The 15,829-nt window shown below is 70.9% G+C and carries 11 protein-coding genes and 1 pseudogene; 3 read left to right on the top strand and 9 right to left on the bottom strand.

Annotated elements, in window-relative coordinates; translation table 11 throughout:
• Positions 1–145: 145 nt before the first annotated feature.
• The 7 genes from HDC93_RS19620 to HDC93_RS19590 form a co-directional block, all read right to left on the bottom strand.
• Positions 146–1,846 carry a proline--tRNA ligase gene (locus tag HDC93_RS19620; RefSeq protein ID WP_185012183.1) on the bottom strand — a complete coding sequence of 567 codons (1,701 nt, stop codon included), beginning with the start codon at positions 1,844–1,846 and terminating at the stop codon, positions 146–148.
• 106 nt (positions 1,847–1,952) lie between these two features.
• Positions 1,953–2,483 (bottom strand): GNAT family N-acetyltransferase, encoded by a 531-nt coding sequence (locus HDC93_RS19615; RefSeq protein WP_185012182.1) that lies wholly within the window; start codon positions 2,481–2,483, stop codon positions 1,953–1,955.
• A gap of 90 nt (positions 2,484–2,573) precedes the next feature.
• Positions 2,574–3,422 carry a GNAT family N-acetyltransferase gene (locus tag HDC93_RS19610; protein WP_185012181.1) on the bottom strand — a complete coding sequence of 283 codons (849 nt, stop codon included), beginning with the start codon at positions 3,420–3,422 and terminating at the stop codon, positions 2,574–2,576.
• A 177-nt stretch (positions 3,423–3,599) separates the two neighbouring features.
• On the bottom strand, positions 3,600–4,757 hold the full coding sequence (gene ispG / locus HDC93_RS19605) for a flavodoxin-dependent (E)-4-hydroxy-3-methylbut-2-enyl-diphosphate synthase (RefSeq protein ID WP_185012180.1): 1,158 nt from the start codon (positions 4,755–4,757) through the stop codon (positions 3,600–3,602).
• 168 nt (positions 4,758–4,925) lie between these two features.
• Positions 4,926–6,218: an RIP metalloprotease gene (locus HDC93_RS19600; RefSeq protein ID WP_185012229.1), complete on the bottom strand. Its 1,293-nt coding sequence runs from the start codon at positions 6,216–6,218 to the stop codon at positions 4,926–4,928.
• Between the two features lie 8 nt (positions 6,219–6,226).
• Positions 6,227–7,483, bottom strand: coding sequence for a 1-deoxy-D-xylulose-5-phosphate reductoisomerase (dxr, locus tag HDC93_RS19595; RefSeq protein WP_185012179.1), 1,257 nt, complete (start codon positions 7,481–7,483; stop codon positions 6,227–6,229).
• Positions 7,484–7,578: 95 nt separating this feature from the next.
• Entirely contained in the window at positions 7,579–9,555 is a 1,977-nt protein-coding gene (locus HDC93_RS19590) for an acyl-CoA dehydrogenase family protein (protein WP_185012178.1), read from the bottom strand.
• 348 nt (positions 9,556–9,903) lie between these two features.
• Here HDC93_RS19590 and HDC93_RS19585 point away from each other — a divergent pair, with 348 nt between their 5' ends.
• The 3 genes from HDC93_RS19585 to HDC93_RS19575 all read left to right on the top strand — a co-directional run bounded on the left by HDC93_RS19585 (position 9,904) and on the right by HDC93_RS19575 (position 14,374).
• On the top strand, positions 9,904–10,917 hold the full coding sequence (locus tag HDC93_RS19585) for a LacI family DNA-binding transcriptional regulator (protein WP_185012177.1): 1,014 nt from the start codon (positions 9,904–9,906) through the stop codon (positions 10,915–10,917).
• Between the two features lie 71 nt (positions 10,918–10,988).
• Complete coding sequence (locus tag HDC93_RS19580) at positions 10,989–13,031, top strand: glycoside hydrolase family 31 protein (protein ID WP_185012176.1); 2,043 nt, start codon at positions 10,989–10,991, stop codon at positions 13,029–13,031.
• Between the two features lie 26 nt (positions 13,032–13,057).
• Positions 13,058–14,374, top strand: a complete 1,317-nt coding sequence (locus HDC93_RS19575) for a sulfotransferase (protein ID WP_311774579.1) — start codon at positions 13,058–13,060, stop codon at positions 14,372–14,374.
• Here HDC93_RS19575 and HDC93_RS19570 read toward each other — a convergent pair.
• Together HDC93_RS19570 and HDC93_RS39700 are read right to left on the bottom strand one after the other, a co-directional pair.
• On the bottom strand, positions 14,361–15,074 hold the full coding sequence (locus HDC93_RS19570) for a GH12 family glycosyl hydrolase domain-containing protein (protein WP_185012175.1): 714 nt from the start codon (positions 15,072–15,074) through the stop codon (positions 14,361–14,363). The two genes, HDC93_RS19575 and HDC93_RS19570, sit on opposite strands and share 14 nt — an antisense overlap.
• Positions 15,075–15,110: 36 nt before the next feature.
• Positions 15,111–15,786, bottom strand: a pseudogene (locus HDC93_RS39700) (glycoside hydrolase family 95-like protein); the annotation flags it as partial.
• Between the last annotated feature and the right edge of the window lie 43 nt (positions 15,787–15,829).

The raw sequence follows: 15,829 nt of genomic DNA, 5'->3' as shown, positions 1-15,829 counted from the left end.
TTCGGTACTGCCCCGCGAGGCGTCGGTGCTACGCCGCCCGCGAGGCGTCGGTACTGCCCCGCGAGGCGTCGGTGCTACGCCGCCCGCGAGGCGTCGGTACTGCCCCGCGAGGCGTCGGTGCTACGCCGCCCGCGAGGCGTCGGTGCTACGCCGTGAGGCGGGCGACGGCCTCCTCGACCGTCAGCTCCTCGCGCTCGCCGGTGCGGCGGTCCTTCAGCTCCACCACGCCGTCGGCCGCGCGCCGGCCGGCCACGAGGATCTTCGGTACACCGATCAGCTCGGAGTCCGTGAACTTGACGCCCGGGGAGACACCGGGGCGGTCGTCGACCAGGACCCGGACACCGGCCGCGGCCAGCTTCCCGGAGATGTCGAGGGCCAGCTCGGTCTGCAGGGCCTTGCCGGCGGCGACCACGTGGACGTCGGCCGGGGCGACCTCGGCGGGCCAGCACAGGCCCTTGTCGTCGGCGCTCTGCTCGGCCAGGGCGGCCACCGCGCGGGAGACGCCGATGCCGTAGGAGCCCATGGTGACGCGGACCGGCTTGCCGTTCTGGCCGAGGACGTCGAGCTTCAGGGCGTCGGCGTACTTGCGGCCCAGCTGGAAGATGTGGCCGATCTCGATGGCGCGGTCGAGGACGAGGCCCGTGCCGCACTTGGGGCAGGGGTCGCCCTCCTGCACGACGACGACGTCGACGTACTCGCTGACCTCGAATTCCCGGCCCACGACCACGTTCTTCGTGTGCGTGCCGGCCTTGTTCGCGCCCGTGATCCAGGACGTGCCCGGGGCGACCCGCGGGTCGGCGATGTACGTGACCTTTTCCAGGCCCCGCGGTCCGACGTAGCCGCGGACCAGGTCGGGGCGGGCCGCGAAGTCCGTCTCGGTGACCAGTTCGACGGTGGCCGGGGCGAAGTGCGCCTCGACCTTGTCCATGTCGACCTCACGGTCGCCGGGGACGCCGACGGCGACGATCTCACCGTCGACCTTCACGAGGAGGTTCTTCAGCGTGGCCGAGGCCGGGACGCCGAGGGAGGCGGCGAGGGTCTCGATGGTGGGGGTGTCGGGGGTCGGGATGTCCTCGGCGGCCGGCACGTCCGAGGCGTCGACGGACGTCAACTCGTACGTGATCGCCTCGGTGTTGGCGGCGAAGTCGCAGTTCGGGCAGTCGGCGAAGGTGTCCTCGCCGGCCTCGGCGGGGGCGAGGAACTCCTCGGACTTGGAGCCGCCCATGGCGCCGGCCGTCGCGGCGCAGATGCGGTAGTCGAGGCCCAGGCGCGCGAAGATCTTCTGGTAGGCCTCGCGGTGCAGGGCGTAGGACTTGGCGAGGCCCTCGTCCTCGGTGTCGAAGGAGTAGGAGTCCTTCATCAGGAACTCGCGGCCGCGCAGGATGCCGGCGCGGGGGCGGGCCTCGTCGCGGTACTTGTTCTGGATCTGGTAGAGGATGACGGGCAGGTCCTTGTAGGAGGACGCCTGGTCCTTCACCAGGAGGGTGAAGATCTCCTCGTGGGTGGGGCCGAGGAGGTAGTCGCCGCCCCGGCGGTCCTGGAGGCGGAACAGCTCGGGGCCGTACTCCTCCCAGCGGCCGGTGGCCTCGTAGGGCTCGCGCGGCAGGATGGCAGGGAGCAGGACCTCCTGGGCGCCGACGGCGTCCATCTCCTCACGGACGATCCGCTCGACGTTGGCCAGCACCTTCTTGCCGAGGGGCAGCCAGCTCCAGATGCCGGCCGCGGTACGGCGTACGTAGCCGGCGCGGACGAGGAGCTTGTGGCTGAGGACCTCGGCGTCGGCCGGGTCGTCGCGCAACGTCTTCGCCAACAACTGGGACATGCGCTGGACCGGTGCGTTCGCCATGGTTCCTCTGCTCCTGCTGCTTGGGGTCCCCCGCTCGAGCGGAGCCGAGAGTGGGGGAAGGTGATGGCAGGAGGTTATCCGGGGGGTGCGCGGGGGTGGAAATCGGTTATCCGCGGCGCAGGGGCAGAGGGGCGCCCATGACGGCGTACGGCTTCGGCGCGCTCGGGAAGAGGACCTGGCGGGCCAGGTCCTGGTAGCCGAGGGAGCGGTACAGCGCGCGGGCGGGGCTGTCGGTGTCGATCGCGGAGAGGATCGAGCGGGGTTCGTCGGCGCCGTCGGTGATCGTGGTGATCAGGGAGCGTCCGAGGCCGCGGTTCTGATACGCGGGGTGGACGTGCAGTTCGGTGATCACGAAGGAGTCGTCGAGCCAGTGGTCGTTGCGCAGGGCGCGGAGGTAGGGCTCGACGACGGTGGACCACCAGTGGGTGCGGTCGTTGGGCATGCCGTAGACGAAGCCGACGAGGGTGCCGTCGGCTGTGGCGCCGAGGGCGCGGGCGCCCGGGTAGGTCATGTGACGCAGGACGATCTGGCGGCGGACGGCGACTTCGTCGGGGCCCAGGCCGAAGGCCACGGCCTGGACGGCCAGGGCCTCGTCGACGTGGGCGCAGAGGTCGAGTGGGCCGATCACGAGGTCCATGCGGGGAGCCTACAGGGGGGTTTCGGTTATCAGCCGGGTGTGGGTTGTACGGGGGTTGCTCGCGCAGTTCCCCGCGCCCCTGAGGCCATTTCAGAACAGGACGCTCATGAAAGCTCCCACTTCCTGGAAGCCCACCCTCTGGTACGTCCGCCTGGCCGCGGTGTTGAAGTCGTTGACGTACAGGCTCACGACCGGGGCGACGTCGGCGAGGGCGTAGCGCAGGACCGCCGCCATGCCGGGGGCCGCCAGGCCGGTGCCGCGGTACTCGGGGGCCACCCACACGCCCTGGATCTGGCAGGCGCGGTCCGTCGCGGCGCCGATCTCGGCCTTGAAGGCGACCTTGCCGTCCGCGTCGAAACGGGCGAAGGCGCGGCCGGAGCCGACGAGTTCGGCGACGCGGGCCTGGTAGAGCAGGCCGCCGTCACCGGCCAGCGGGGAGACGCCGACCTCCTCGGTGAACATCGCCACGCACGCCGGCATGATCGTTTCCATCTCGTCCTTGCGGACGCGGCGGACGTAGGGGTCCGGGGTGATGTCGGCCGGGAGGTGGTCGGCGACCATGAGCGGCTGGTGGCGGCGGACCTCGCGGGCCGGGCCCCAGTGGGGTTCCAGCAGCCGCCACAGGTCGGAGGTGGCGCCGGAGGGGCCGACGATGGAGGAGCAGCGGCGGCCGGCCCGGCGGGCACGGTCGGCGAAGGCGCGGACCGCGCGCGGGCCGGCGCAGATCGGGACCAGGTTGGCGCCGGCGTAACAGAGGGACGTGAGTATGCCGTCCTCGTACCAGCCCCACATCTCACCGCCGAGCCGCCACGGGTCGAGTCCGGCGATCTGCACGCGCGACGTCACGAAGGCGTTCGCGACCGGCTCGCGGTCGAGGACGGCGAGCACGGCGTCCAGGTCGCTCGGTTCGAGGACCCGTGAGGTCGTCTGGGTCAACACGTGCGGGCCTCACGAACTGGGGTTGCTGGTCTCCGCACTATAGCTGCGCTGCTTGTGCCGACGCCGGGGAGCTCAGGGGGAAGCGCTCGGCGGCGTGTGCGGGTCCGACGTGGCTGGGCGCGCAGTTCCCCGCGCCCCTGAAAGGACAGGGCACGGGGAAGCCGCCGGTGCGAGAGTTCAGCCCGCGACCGCCACCGACGGCTCGCCCGAGGTCACGCCGTCCGCCTCCATCTGCTCCGCCAGCTTCATGGCCTCTTCGATGAGGGTTTCCACGATCTTGGACTCGGGGACGGTCTTGATGACCTCGCCCTTGACGAAGATCTGGCCCTTGCCGTTGCCGGAGGCGACGCCGAGGTCGGCCTCGCGGGCCTCGCCGGGGCCGTTCACGACGCAGCCCATGACGGCGACGCGGAGCGGGACCTCCATGCCGGTGAGGCCGGCCGTGACCTCTTCGGCCAGCTTGTAGACGTCGACCTGGGCGCGGCCGCAGGAGGGGCAGGAGACGATCTCGAGGCCGCGCTGCTTGAGGTTCAGGGACTCCAGGATCTGGATGCCGACCTTGACCTCCTCGGCGGGGGGCGCCGAGAGCGAGACGCGGATCGTGTCGCCGATGCCCTGCGAGAGCAGCGCGCCGAAGGCGACCGCCGACTTGATCGTGCCCTGGAAGGCCGGGCCCGCCTCGGTGACGCCGAGGTGCAGCGGGTAGTCGCACTGGGCGGCGAGCTGCTTGTAGGCCTCGATCATGACGACCGGGTCGTTGTGCTTGACGGAGATCTTGATGTCGCGGAAGTCGTGCTCCTCGAAGAGGGACGCCTCCCACAGGGCCGACTCCACCAGGGCCTCGGGGGTGGCCTTGCCGTACTTCTGGAGCAGGCGCCGGTCGAGGGAGCCCGCGTTGACGCCGATGCGGATCGGGGTGCCGTGGTCCCGGGCCGCCTTGGCGATCTCCTTGACCTTGTCGTCGAACTGCTTGATGTTGCCGGGGTTGACCCGGACGGCGGCGCAGCCGGCCTCGATCGCGGCGAAGACGTACTTCGGCTGGAAGTGGATGTCGGCGATGACCGGGATCTGCGACTTGCGGGCGATGGTCGCGAGGGCGTCGGCGTCGTCCTGCGTCGGGCAGGCGACGCGGACGATCTGGCAGCCGGAGGCGGTGAGTTCGGCGATCTGCTGGAGCGTCGCGCCGATGTCGGAGGTGCGCGTCGTGGTCATCGACTGCACCGAGACAGGGGCGTCTCCGCCGACGGCCACGGATCCGACCTGGATCTGGCGGCTCTTCCGGCGCTCGGCGAGCTTGGTCGGAACGGACGGCATGCCGAGAGAAATCGCAGTCATCTGCTGTGCAACCCCAAGTCGTGGATCAAGGTCCGGTCCCGTGAGCAGCGGGCTCCGAGCTTCGAGATTACGGCACACACCTCGGCGCGAGCACATCCCACCCACCGTGCCACTCAATGGGAGGCGGCCCGGCGAAAAGCATGCCGGGCCGCCACGAACGCCGTATGACTAGGAGATTCTCACCGGGTTAACCACGTCGGCGATCAGGACCAGGATCGTGAAGCAGATGAAGATCCCGGCGACGACGTAGGCGACCGGCATGAGCTTCGCCACGTCGAAGGGGCCCGGGTCCGGCCGGCGCAGCACCTTGGCCGTGTTGCGGCGCAGCGACTCCCACAGGGCTCCCGCGATATGGCCGCCGTCGAGCGGCAGCAGCGGGAGCATGTTGAACAGGAACAGGGAGAGGTTGAAGCCGGCGACCAGCATCAGGGCCATGGCCAGCTGCTGGGTGGGCGGGATGTCGAGGGTGAAGATCTCACCGCCCACGCGGGCCGCGCCGACCACGCCCATCGGGGAGTCGGCCTCGCGCTCGGCGCCGTCGAAGGCCGCGTTCCACAGCGCCGGGACCTTGCCGGGGAGGGCTGCCAGGGAGTCGACGGCCTCGCCGATCCGGTCGCCCATCCAGGTCACCGAGTCGCCGAAGTCCTGTTTGACCACGCCGGTGGCGGCGCTGAAGCCGAGGAAGCCGGCCTGGACGTACTGGCCCTCGACGATCTGGCCGGAGGAGTCCTTCTTGGCGACCTGGTTGGTGGCGATCTTCGCGTGCAGGGTGACGTCCCGGCCGTCCCGCTCGACGACGAGCGGCACCTCCTTGCCGGGGGTGGCGCGGATCAGGTCGGACAGCTTGTTCCAGTCGTCGGTCTTCACCCCGTTGAACGAGACGATCTTGTCGCCCGCCCTGAGGCCCGCCGCGGCGGCGGGGGCAGCCGGGTCGCCCTTCTCGCACTTGTCGCGGTTCTCGTTCTGCGCGATGACGCACTGGGACACCGAGCTGACCGTGGTGGTCTGCTGGGTGATGCCGAAGCCCATCAGGACGGTGAGGAACAGCGCCACCGCGAGGACCAGGTTCATGAAGGGGCCCGCGAACATCACGATCACGCGCTTCCAGGGGGAGCGCGTGTAGAACATGCGGTTCTCGTCGCCCGGCTTGAGCTCCTCGTAGGCGGCGGTGCGGGCGTCCTCGATCATGCCGCGCCACGGGGAGGTGGAGCGGGCCTCCATCCGGCCGTCGGGGCCGGGCGGGAACATGCCGATCATGCGGATGTAGCCGCCGAACGGGATGGCCTTGATGCCGTACTCCGTCTCGCCCTTGTGGCGCGAGAAAATAGTGGGGCCGAAGCCGACCATGTACTGCGGCACGCGGATGCCGAAGAGCTTGGCGGTGGACAGGTGCCCCAGCTCGTGCCACGCGATCGAGGCGAGCAGGCCGACCGCGAAGAGGACTATGCCGAGGATGAACATCAGGGTCGTCATGCACGGGCCTCCGCCGTCTGTGCCGCCAGTTCCCGGGCCCGGGTCCGCGCCCAGGTCTCCGCTTCGAGGACGTCCGACACGGTGAGTGAGGTTCCCGTACGGGGGGTGCCGTGCTCCTCGACCACCCGGGTGACGGTGTCCATGATCCCGTTGAAGGGCAGTGCGCCCTGGCGGAACGCCTCCACGCACTCCTCGTTCGCCGCATTGAACACCGCCGGGGCGGTGCCCGCGAGCTCGCCCACGTGCCGGGCGAGGTTCACCGAGGGGAAGGCCTCGTTGTCGAGCGGGAAGAACTCCCAGGTCGAGGCCTTGCTCCAGTCGAAGGTGGGCGCCGCGTCGGGCACGCGCTCGGGCCAGCCGAGGCCGATGGCGATGGGCCCGCGCATGTCGGGCGGGGTCGCCTGGGCCAGTGTCGATCCATCCGTGAACTCAACCATCGAGTGGACATACGACTGGGGATGCACGACCACCTCAATGCGGTCGAAGGGAATGTCGTAGAGGAGGTGCGCCTCGATGACCTCCAGACCCTTGTTGACGAGGGTCGCGGAGTTGATCGTGATGACCGGGCCCATGGCCCAGGTGGGGTGCGCGAGGGCGTCCTCGACGGTGACGCCCGCGAGCTCGGCCTTCGTACGGCCGCGGAAGGGGCCACCGGAGGCGGTGACGACCAGCTTGCGGACATCGGCGCGGGTGCCGGCGGCCAGAGCCTGGAAGAGGGCGGCGTGCTCGGAGTCGACCGGGATGATCTGCCCGGGCTTGGCGAGGGCCTTGACCAGCGGGCCGCCGACGATGAGCGACTCCTTGTTGGCGAGCGCGAGGGTGCGGCCCGCCTCCAGGGCGGCGAGGGTCGGGGCGAGTCCGATGGAGCCGGTGATGCCGTTCAGCACGGTGTGGCAGTCGGAGGCCGCGAGCTGTGTGGCGGCGTCCGGGCCGGTGAGGAGCTCGGGAAGCGGCTCGCTCGTGCCGTACTGCGCGGTGAGCGCCTCGCGCAGGGCGGGTACGACGTCCTCGCGGGCCACCGCGACCGTGCGCACGCGCAGCCGGTACGCCTGCTCGGCGAGGAGCGCGACCCGGCCGCCGTTGGCGGACAGGCCGGTGACCCGGAACCGGTCGGGGTTGCGCAGCACGAGGTCGATGGCCTGGGTGCCGATGGACCCGGTGGAGCCGAGGATCACCACGTCCTTGGGGCCGTCGCCCGCCACGGGGTCGTAGACGAGGTGCGGGTCGGCGAGGGGGGCTGGACTGTCGCTCATTCCTCCATTGTTGCCGTAAGGCCGGTGTGTGAGGACAGCGCATCCCCTCCTGGGGGCGCGCGCCATGACGGTGCACGCCCCTGGGAGGGCCGGGTCTACCTGATCGGCCGGTGGACGTTCTCCCGCTGCGAGGGTCCCGGTGTCGCGTCCGCGATCCAGGGGCCGTCGCCCGACGGGTCGACGATGCCCTGCTCCAGCCACTCGTACGTGCCGGACAGGACGCCCTTGACGACCTTGCGGTCGAGGTCGTCGGTGTTGGTCCACAGGCGGGTGAAGAGTTCCTCGACGCGGATCCTGGCCTGGCGGCAGAAGACGTCGGCGAGCTGGTAGGCCTCGCGGCCGTGGTCGCCCTGGCTGCGCAGGAGTTCGGCCCGGACGCAGGACGCGCTCATGGCGAACAGCTCGGCGCCGATGTCGACGATCCGGCCGAGGAAGCCCTGCTTGGACTCCATCTTTCCCTGCCAGCGGGACATGGCGTAGAAGGTGGAACGGGCGAGCTTGCGGGCGGTGCGTTCGACGTAGCGCAGGTGTCCGGAGAGGTCCACGCCGTGCTTGAACTCGCCGTAGGAGGCGGGGAGCTGGCCGGGTCCCGCGACCAGTTTCGGCAGCCACTTGGCGTAGAAGACGCCCGCGTTCGCGCCCGCCCTGGCCTTGTCGCCGAGGGACTTCTCGGGGTCGATGAGGTCGCCGGCGACCGAGAGGTGGGCGTCGACGGCCTCGCGCGCGATCAGCAGGTGCATGATCTCGGTGGAGCCCTCGAAGATGCGGTTGATGCGCAGATCGCGCAGCAGCTGCTCGGCGGGGACGCCGCGCTCGCCGCGGGCCCGGAGGGAATCGGCCGTCTCGAAGCCGCGGCCGCCGCGGATCTGGACCAGCTCGTCGGCCATCGTCCAGGCCATCTCGGAGGCGTACAGCTTGGCGAGGGCGCCTTCGATGCGGATGTCGTTGCGGTCCTCGTCGGCCATCTGGGAGGCCAGGTCGGTCACGGCCTCCAGGGCGAAGGTGGTGGCCGCGATGAAGGAGATCTTGGAGCCGACCGCCTCGTGGTGCGCGACGGGCTTGCCCCACTGCTCGCGGGCCGCCGACCACTCCCGGGCGATCTTCAGGCACCACTTGCCGGCCGCGACACAGGAGGCCGGCAGGGAGAGCCGTCCGGTGTTGAGCGTGGTCAGGGCGATCTTCAGACCCTGGCCCTCCTCGCCGACGCGGTTGGCGGCGGGGACGCGGACCTGGTGGAAGCGGGTGACGCCGTTCTCGATGCCGCGCAGGCCCATGAAGGCGTTGCGGTTCTCGACGGTGACGCCCGGCGAGTTCGTCTCCACGACGAAGGCCGTGATGCCGCCGCGGTGACCCTCGCTCCTGGGGACCCGGGCCATGACGACCAGCAGGTCGGCGACGACTCCGTTGGTGGTCCACAGCTTCACGCCGTCGAGGACGTAGTCTCCCCCACTCTCGGCTCCGCTCGAGCGGGAGGTGCCCCCATCGTCCGGGATCGCCGTGGTGGCGAGGCGGGCCGGGTCGGAGCCGACGTCGGGTTCGGTGAGCAGGAAGGCGCTGATGTCCGTGCGGGCACAGCGCGGCAGGAAGCGCTCCCGCTGCTCCTGGGTGCCGAACAGTTTCAGGGGCTGGGGCACGCCGATCGACTGGTGTGCGGAGAGCAGTACGCCGATCGCGGGGCTCGCGGAACCGGCCAGGGCGAGCGCCTTGTTGTAGTACACCTGCCCGAGGCCGAGCCCGCCGTACTTGGTGTCGATCTTCATGCCGAAGGCGCCGAGCTCCTTCAGCCCGTCGATCACCTCGTCGGGGATGCGGGCCTCGCGCTCGATGAGGCCCCCGTCGACCTTCGTCTCGACGAAGTCGCGGAGCTTGGCGAGGAACTCCTCGCCGCGCTGGGCCAGCTCTTCGTCCGGGAGGGGGTGGGGGTGGATGAGGTCGAGCCGGAAGCGGCCGAGGAACAGCTCCTTGGCGAAGCTGGGCTTGCGCCAGTGCTGTTCCCGGGCGGCCTCCGCCACCTCACGGGCCTCCCGCTCGGTGACGGCGGGACGGGAAGAGGGGGTGGTGGAAGCGGACATGAGGGGCACCTCGCCGCAACTAGAAGATGGAGGACCGTTTCGTTACCGACCAGTGCTACTGGATCGTTGGTACCCGAATCCGGACGCTCCCACCAGTCCTCGCGCGTCCGTTCGGCCGAAGGGGGCGCGCTGCGCCCGGCACTTGTCGCACGCCTGACGACGGTGTTGCATCGAGGTGCCGTCCCGGGGGACGCGTCCTGCTCTGAGAGCGCTCCGGGAAATCGGCATCGAAGCGCTTCGACAACCTATGGACACCCACTCCTGCTGGAGCTACTGTCGAACCACCCTCCCCCACCCTTATCAGCTTCGCGCACTGTCGAAGCGCTTCACAAGAGCTTGGAGAGCTGGATGGTCACCCTCGCCGAGGTCGCCCAGCACGCCGGAGTCTCGGCGAGCACGGTGAGCTATGTCCTCAGCGGCAAGCGGTCCATCTCCGCGAACACCCGGCAGCGGGTCGAGCGGAGCATCCGCGAGCTCGGGTACCACCCGAACGCCGGTGCCCGCGCCCTGGCCAGCAGCAAGTCGAACATCATCGCGCTGATGGTCCCGCTGCGCACGGACATGTACGTGCCGGTGATGATGGAGATCGCCATCGCCGTGGCCACCTCCGCCCGCGCCCACGGGTACGACGTGCTGCTCCTCACCGGTGAGGAGGGGCCCGACGCGGTGCGCCGCGTGGCGGGCAGCGGGCTCGCCGACGGGATGATCCTGATGGACGTCGAACTCGACGACGAGCGGCTGCCGCTGCTGCGCGCGACGGACCAGCCGTCCGTGCTGATCGGGCTGCCCGCCGACACCTCGGGTCTGACCTGCGTCGATCTGGACTTCCGGGCGACCGGCGCGCTGTGCGTGGAGCACCTGGCCAAGCAGGGGCACCAGGACATCGCCGTCATCGGGGAGGCGCCCGCCGTCTACGAACGGCACACCGGTTTCGCCGAACGTACCCTCGACGGACTCCGGACCCGTTCGCGGGAGCTGGGCGTGCGGCTGCTGCACCGGCCGTGCGAGGGCGGGTACGACGCGATGGCCGTGACGCTCGCCCGGATCCTCGACGAACGCCCGGGCACCTCGGGGCTCATCGTGCAGAACGAGTCGGCGGTCGAGCCGCTGCTCGCGCTGCTGCGCCAGCAGGGCCGGGCCGTGCCGGAGGACGTGTCGGTGGTCGCGATCTGCCCCGACCAGGTCGCGATGCAGGCCTCGGTGCGGCTCACGTCGGTGGCCATCCCCGCGCAGGAGATGGGCCGGCACGCCGTGGACCACCTGGTCGCCAAGCTCGAAGGACGCGGCAGCGACGAGGTCGTGCTGCTCGCGCCCGAGCTGACGGTCCGGGGCAGCACGGGGCCGGCGCCGAGCCGGTCGTAGTCACTCCCCGCCATTGCACAGCGCCCCTTCCGGGGCACCCCCATGTCTGCTTCCGCACAGGAGCCCGCCTCGTGAATCAGCCTGCTGAAACCCAGCCCCAGGTGAGCCTGGCGCAGTCCTCCCCGACCGTCGGCACGTTCCGCGAGCGGGACGGCGCGCTGGAGTGGAGCGGCCGCCAGGAGACCGTCCGGATCGAGCCCTGGGGTCCGGACGCGGTCCGGGTGCGTGCCCGGCTCGGCGGCCCCGTCCTCGAAGGGCTGCCGGGCGCCCTGCTCGACGGGGCTCCCGCGACGCCGGCCGCGGTGAAGATCGAGGACGGCCGGGGTCTGCTGACCGTCGGCGCGCTCACCGTCGAGGTGAGCGCCGAGGGTCTGATCCGCTTCCTGCGCACGGACGACTCCGCCGAGATCCTCGCCGAGGACCGCGCCCACTTCTGGTGGCCCGGCTCCCGCCTCTACACGGCCGTCGGCAACGGCCACCACCGCCTGGAGCAGCGCTTCGCCGCCTACGACGACGAGAAGCTGTACGGCCTCGGCCAGCACCAGCACGGGCGCCTGGACCAGAAGGGCCTGGTGCTGGACCTGATCCAGCGCAACGCCGAGGTCGGCATCCCGGTGCTGACCTCCAGCCGCGGCTACACCCTGCTGTGGAACAACCCGGCGATCGGCCGCGTGGAGCTGGCCCACAACGGCACCCGCTGGGTCGCCGACTCGGCCCGGCAGATCGACTACTGGATCACGGCGGGCGATCCGGCCGGCGGCCAGCGCCGCTACAGCGCGGTGACCGGCCGCAGCCCGATGCTGCCTCAGTGGGCGGCGGGCTTCTGGCAGTGCAAGCTGCGCTACCGCACCCAGGACGAACTGATGGCGGTGGCCAGGGAGTACAAGCGGCGGGGGCTGCCCATCTCGGCGATCGTCTGCGACTTCTTCCACTGGACGCACCTCGGCGACTGGAAGTTCGACCCGAAGGAGTGGCCCGACCCGGCGGCGATGGTGCGGGAGCTGGAGGAGCTCGGCATCAAGCTGGTGGTGAGCGTCTGGCCGTCGGTGTCGCCGCTGAGCGAGAACCACCCGGTCCTGGAGCAGCGCGGCTGGTTCATCGGCACCCAGTACGGCCCGATGGCGCACGCCGACTGGCCGGACAAGGAGGTCGCCTCCACGGTCCAGGTGGCCTTCTACGACGCCACCAACCCGGACGCCCGGGAGTTCGTGTGGTCGAAGGTGAAGGAGAACTACCTCGACCCGTACGGCATCACGGCGTTCTGGCTGGACGCCTGTGAGCCGGAGCTGAAGCCGGGCTTCCAGGAGAATCTGCGCTACTGGGCGGGCCCGGGCCTGGAGGTCGGCAACGCCTACCCGGCGGAGAACGCCCGCACCTTCTACGAGGGCCTGGCCGCCACCGGCGAGAAGGAGATCGTCACCCTCAACCGCTCGGCGTGGGCGGGCAGTCAGCGCTACGGCGCCGCCCTGTGGTCCGGTGACATCGGCACGGACTTCCCGACCCTGCGCCGCCAGATCGCGGCCGGCCTCAACACGGCCCTGTCGGGCATCCCGTGGTGGAACACCGACATCGGCGGCTTCCACGGCGGCGACCCGGACGACCCGGCGTACCGGGAGGTGATGATCCGCTGGTTCCAGTTCGGCGCGCTGTCCCCGCTGATGCGGCTGCACGGCTTCCGCGACCCGGGCATGCCGCTGGGCCCGGAGATGACCGGCGGCCCCAACGAGGTGTGGTCCTACGGCGAGGAGGCCGGGGCGATCCTGGAGCGGTACCTGCGCCTGCGCGAGCGGCTGAAGCCGTACGTGCTGGACGTGATGCGGGCGGCCCACGAGGAGGGCCTGCCGGTGATGCGGCCGCTGTTCCTGGAGTTCCCGGACGACCCGGCGGCCTGGTCGGTCGACGACTCCTACCTGTTCGGCCCGGACCTGCTGGTCGCGCCGGTGCTGACGGCCGGCGCCACCGCCCGTACGGCGTACCTGCCGGCGGGGGCGTCCTGGACGGACGCGTGGACGGGTGAGACGTACGAGGGCGGCCGGGCCGTGACGGTCGACGCCCCGCTGGACCGCATCCCGCTGTTCCTGCGGGACGGGGCACGGCTGCCGGTGGCGGAGTAGCCGCGTCGGAGGGGACGGCCGGGTCGATGGAGGTCTTCCGGCCATCTCCTTCCGACCGATCGGCCAACTTCCCTCCAGCGCAGGCGAGTTCCGGACGGACGGTTTCCCGCGTTTCCTCGACTCCGCTCGCCCTCACCCTCGCCGACCTGGCGCTGCGGCCCGCCTTCGGCTCCCGCAGGAACCCCGGCCGGATCTTCGACCGCATCGTGGTGGAGACCGGCGAGGCGCCGGGGGACCGGGAGTTCGTCGACGACTTCCGGGCCCTGCTGGGCTGGTGGGCCAAGGCCGAGCACCTCACCCCGGTCGGCTGGCAGGCCGCGCAGGGGCACGTCCGGAGGCATCTGGCCAACCGGGCGCGGGTGCGGCGGCTCATCGCCGAGCACCCGGAGATCGAGCGGGAGCCGATCGAGCGGCCCGTGGTCGTCGTGGGGCTGCCCCGCACCGCGACCACCGTCACGCACGCGGTGCTGTCCGTCTCCGAGGCGCACCGGAGTCCGCTGCTCTGGGAACCGCTCGCGCCCGACCTGGAGTTGCCGCCCCGGCAGCGGCGGCGGGCGATCTCGGCCGGGCGCCGGATGGTGCGGGGCACGGACCTGTTCGCGCCGCGCTTCCGCGACATCCACGCGATGGCCGCCGAGGGCCCGGAGGAGTGCACGTTCGCGCTGCCGCACGCCCTGACGCCGTTCTCCCTGGCCCGTATCCCCGCGTACCGGGAGTGGCACTGCGCGCGGGACTTCACCGCCGACTACCGGTATCTCAAGCAGGTCTACCAGGTGCTCCAGTACGGCCGTCCGCGGCGGCGCGGGATGCTGAAGTCCCCCATGCACCTGGAGAATTTGGACGCGCTGCGCACGGTCTTCCCGGACGCCACGATCGTGTGGTGCCACCGCGACCCGGTCACCGTCATGGCGTCCTTGTGCTCCCTGATCGAGCACCGCATGGCCGTCAGCACCCGCCCCGTCGACCTGACCGGCATCGGCGCCACCTGGCTGGGGCTGCTGAGCCGGGCCATGACGCGCGGTCTCGCGGCCCGGGCCGCCATCCCGGCGCAGCAGCTGGTGGACGCCCCGTACGCGTGGCTCGGCTCCGATCCCGCGACCGGCGCCCCGAAGCTCTTCGCGGCCGTCGGCACCCGGTGGACCGAGGCCGACGCGGCCCGGCTCCCCGCGGCGGTCGCCCGCCCCAAGGGCACCCGCAGGCACACCTACGACCCTGTCCCGCTACGGGCTGACCCGCGACGAGGTCGAATCGGCCTTCGCGGACCACGACGTACTGCGGGCCGAAGTCGACCGCGCCTGACGGCATGGCCGGCCCCGGCCCCGCGACGGGTCAGCTGCTGCTGACCGTCAGGTTGTTGGTGGTGAAGTTCAGCCCGCCGGACGACGAGGTGACCTCGTAGCCGAACTGCACGTCACCGATCGTCTCGTTGCCCATCCACTTCTTGGTGTCCTTGATCCACTTCAGGATCGGCAGGATGTTCACGGTGCCGGAGCTGGAGTTGGCGGTGCGGATGAACGAGAACACCTCGTTGGCGCCGTTGGTGCCCTTGAAGACGTTCCAGGAGTGACCGCCGAGGCTGACGCTGCCCTGCGAGGTGCCGATGGGACCGACGGCTCCGGTCTTGTTGACCCAGAGCATGATCTCGTAGTCGTGGTCCGTGTCCCAGATGTCGTACGACGTGTTGTACGCGCCGGACGACGGGACGCTGACGTTGTAGCTGCTGGACAGCGAGCCCAGCGAGGTGATCGACTTGTTGATCGCCTTCGTCTGGTTCGGGTAGGACTTGATGCCGCCGGTGTTGGGGTGGTCGGCCCAGACGCCCCAGTTGGTGCCGGAGTTGGCCCAGATGCACTGGCTGCCGGCGCCGGAGCCCCAGATGTTGTTGTAGAGCGTGTAGCCGTTCAGGCTCGTGTTGCCCCACTGGTCGCAGGAGTTCCAGACGGCGGCGGAGGCGGGGGCGGAGGCGAGGCCGACGGTGGCGCCGAGGGCCAGGGCGGGGGCCAGCAGGGCCTTGGTGACCCTGCTCAGCGTGCGTGATGCCATGGTGTCCCTTCCATGGAGGTGGGGGGATGGGGGGAACTACCACGCCCTCAGGGTGAGGACGTGGTCTTCCCCGGCGACCAGGTGGAGGGATTCTGCGCCGGAGGAAGTCCGCAGTTCGACGCGGTGGGTGCGGGCGGGCCTGATGACGACGACGGCACCGTCCCGCGTCCAGGTGAGGTCGAGCTCGGCCCCGAACCGGGTGCGTACCCCGCGCAGGGCGCCCTCGGGGTATGCCGACGGCAGCGCGGGCAGCAGGACCAGCCGGTCGGGGGTCGACTGGACGAGCATCTCGGTCAGTACGGCGGGCAGGGTGTGCGCGGCGTCGGCGTTGTAGACGTCGCGGGCGGGGTAGTGCGCGCTCATCAGGGAGGCGTGGAAGAAGTCGCCGTCCAGGACCTGGCACTCCGGTGGTGAAGTCGACGTCCCGGCGGTAGTCGAGGCCGCCGACCTCGGGCCGGTGGTCGTGGCCGCCGACCTTGGGCCGGTCCAGCCGGACCTGGAAAGCCGGATGGAAAGGCTGCACCCACTGGAGGGGGCGCCCGTCCGTGAAGTCCTCGGCGGCGGTCGTGTCGCCCGCCAGGAGACGGTCCTGGAGGCCGGGCAGGTCACCGGCGAGCTGCGGCGGGCGGGGGTCCCGGCCACCCGGCCGTAGCAGGGTGTGGTGGGTGACGACGACCCGCTCGGCGTGCGGATCGCCGAACACCAGGGCGCCGTGCCGGCCGTTGCCGCTGAGGAAGGCGTCCTCCCAGCCGGCG

It is taken from the genome of Streptomyces sp. AK010, from assembly GCF_014207295.1.
GTDB classification, from domain to species: Bacteria; Actinomycetota; Actinomycetes; order Streptomycetales; family Streptomycetaceae; genus Streptomyces; species Streptomyces massasporeus.
The sequence above is the reverse complement of the archived record's forward strand: the minus strand, read 5'-3'. Positions and strand labels throughout refer to the sequence as shown.

Coding starts and splice junctions, on each gene's coding strand:
- HDC93_RS19620 (WP_185012183.1), bottom strand. CDS start 1,846: ATGGCGAACGCACCGGTCCAGCGCATGTCCCAGTTGTTGGCGAAGACG.
- HDC93_RS19615 (WP_185012182.1), bottom strand. CDS start 2,483: ATGGACCTCGTGATCGGCCCACTCGACCTCTGCGCCCACGTCGACGAG.
- ispG (WP_185012180.1), bottom strand. CDS start 4,757: ATGACTGCGATTTCTCTCGGCATGCCGTCCGTTCCGACCAAGCTCGCC.
- HDC93_RS19600 (WP_185012229.1), bottom strand. CDS start 6,218: ATGTTCATCCTCGGCATAGTCCTCTTCGCGGTCGGCCTGCTCGCCTCG.
- dxr (WP_185012179.1), bottom strand. CDS start 7,483: ATGAGCGACAGTCCAGCCCCCCTCGCCGACCCGCACCTCGTCTACGAC.
- HDC93_RS19590 (WP_185012178.1), bottom strand. CDS start 9,555: ATGTCCGCTTCCACCACCCCCTCTTCCCGTCCCGCCGTCACCGAGCGG.
- HDC93_RS19585 (WP_185012177.1), top strand. CDS start 9,904: ATGGTCACCCTCGCCGAGGTCGCCCAGCACGCCGGAGTCTCGGCGAGC.
- HDC93_RS19575 (WP_311774579.1), top strand. CDS start 13,058: ATGGAGGTCTTCCGGCCATCTCCTTCCGACCGATCGGCCAACTTCCCT.
- HDC93_RS19570 (WP_185012175.1), bottom strand. CDS start 15,074: ATGGCATCACGCACGCTGAGCAGGGTCACCAAGGCCCTGCTGGCCCCC.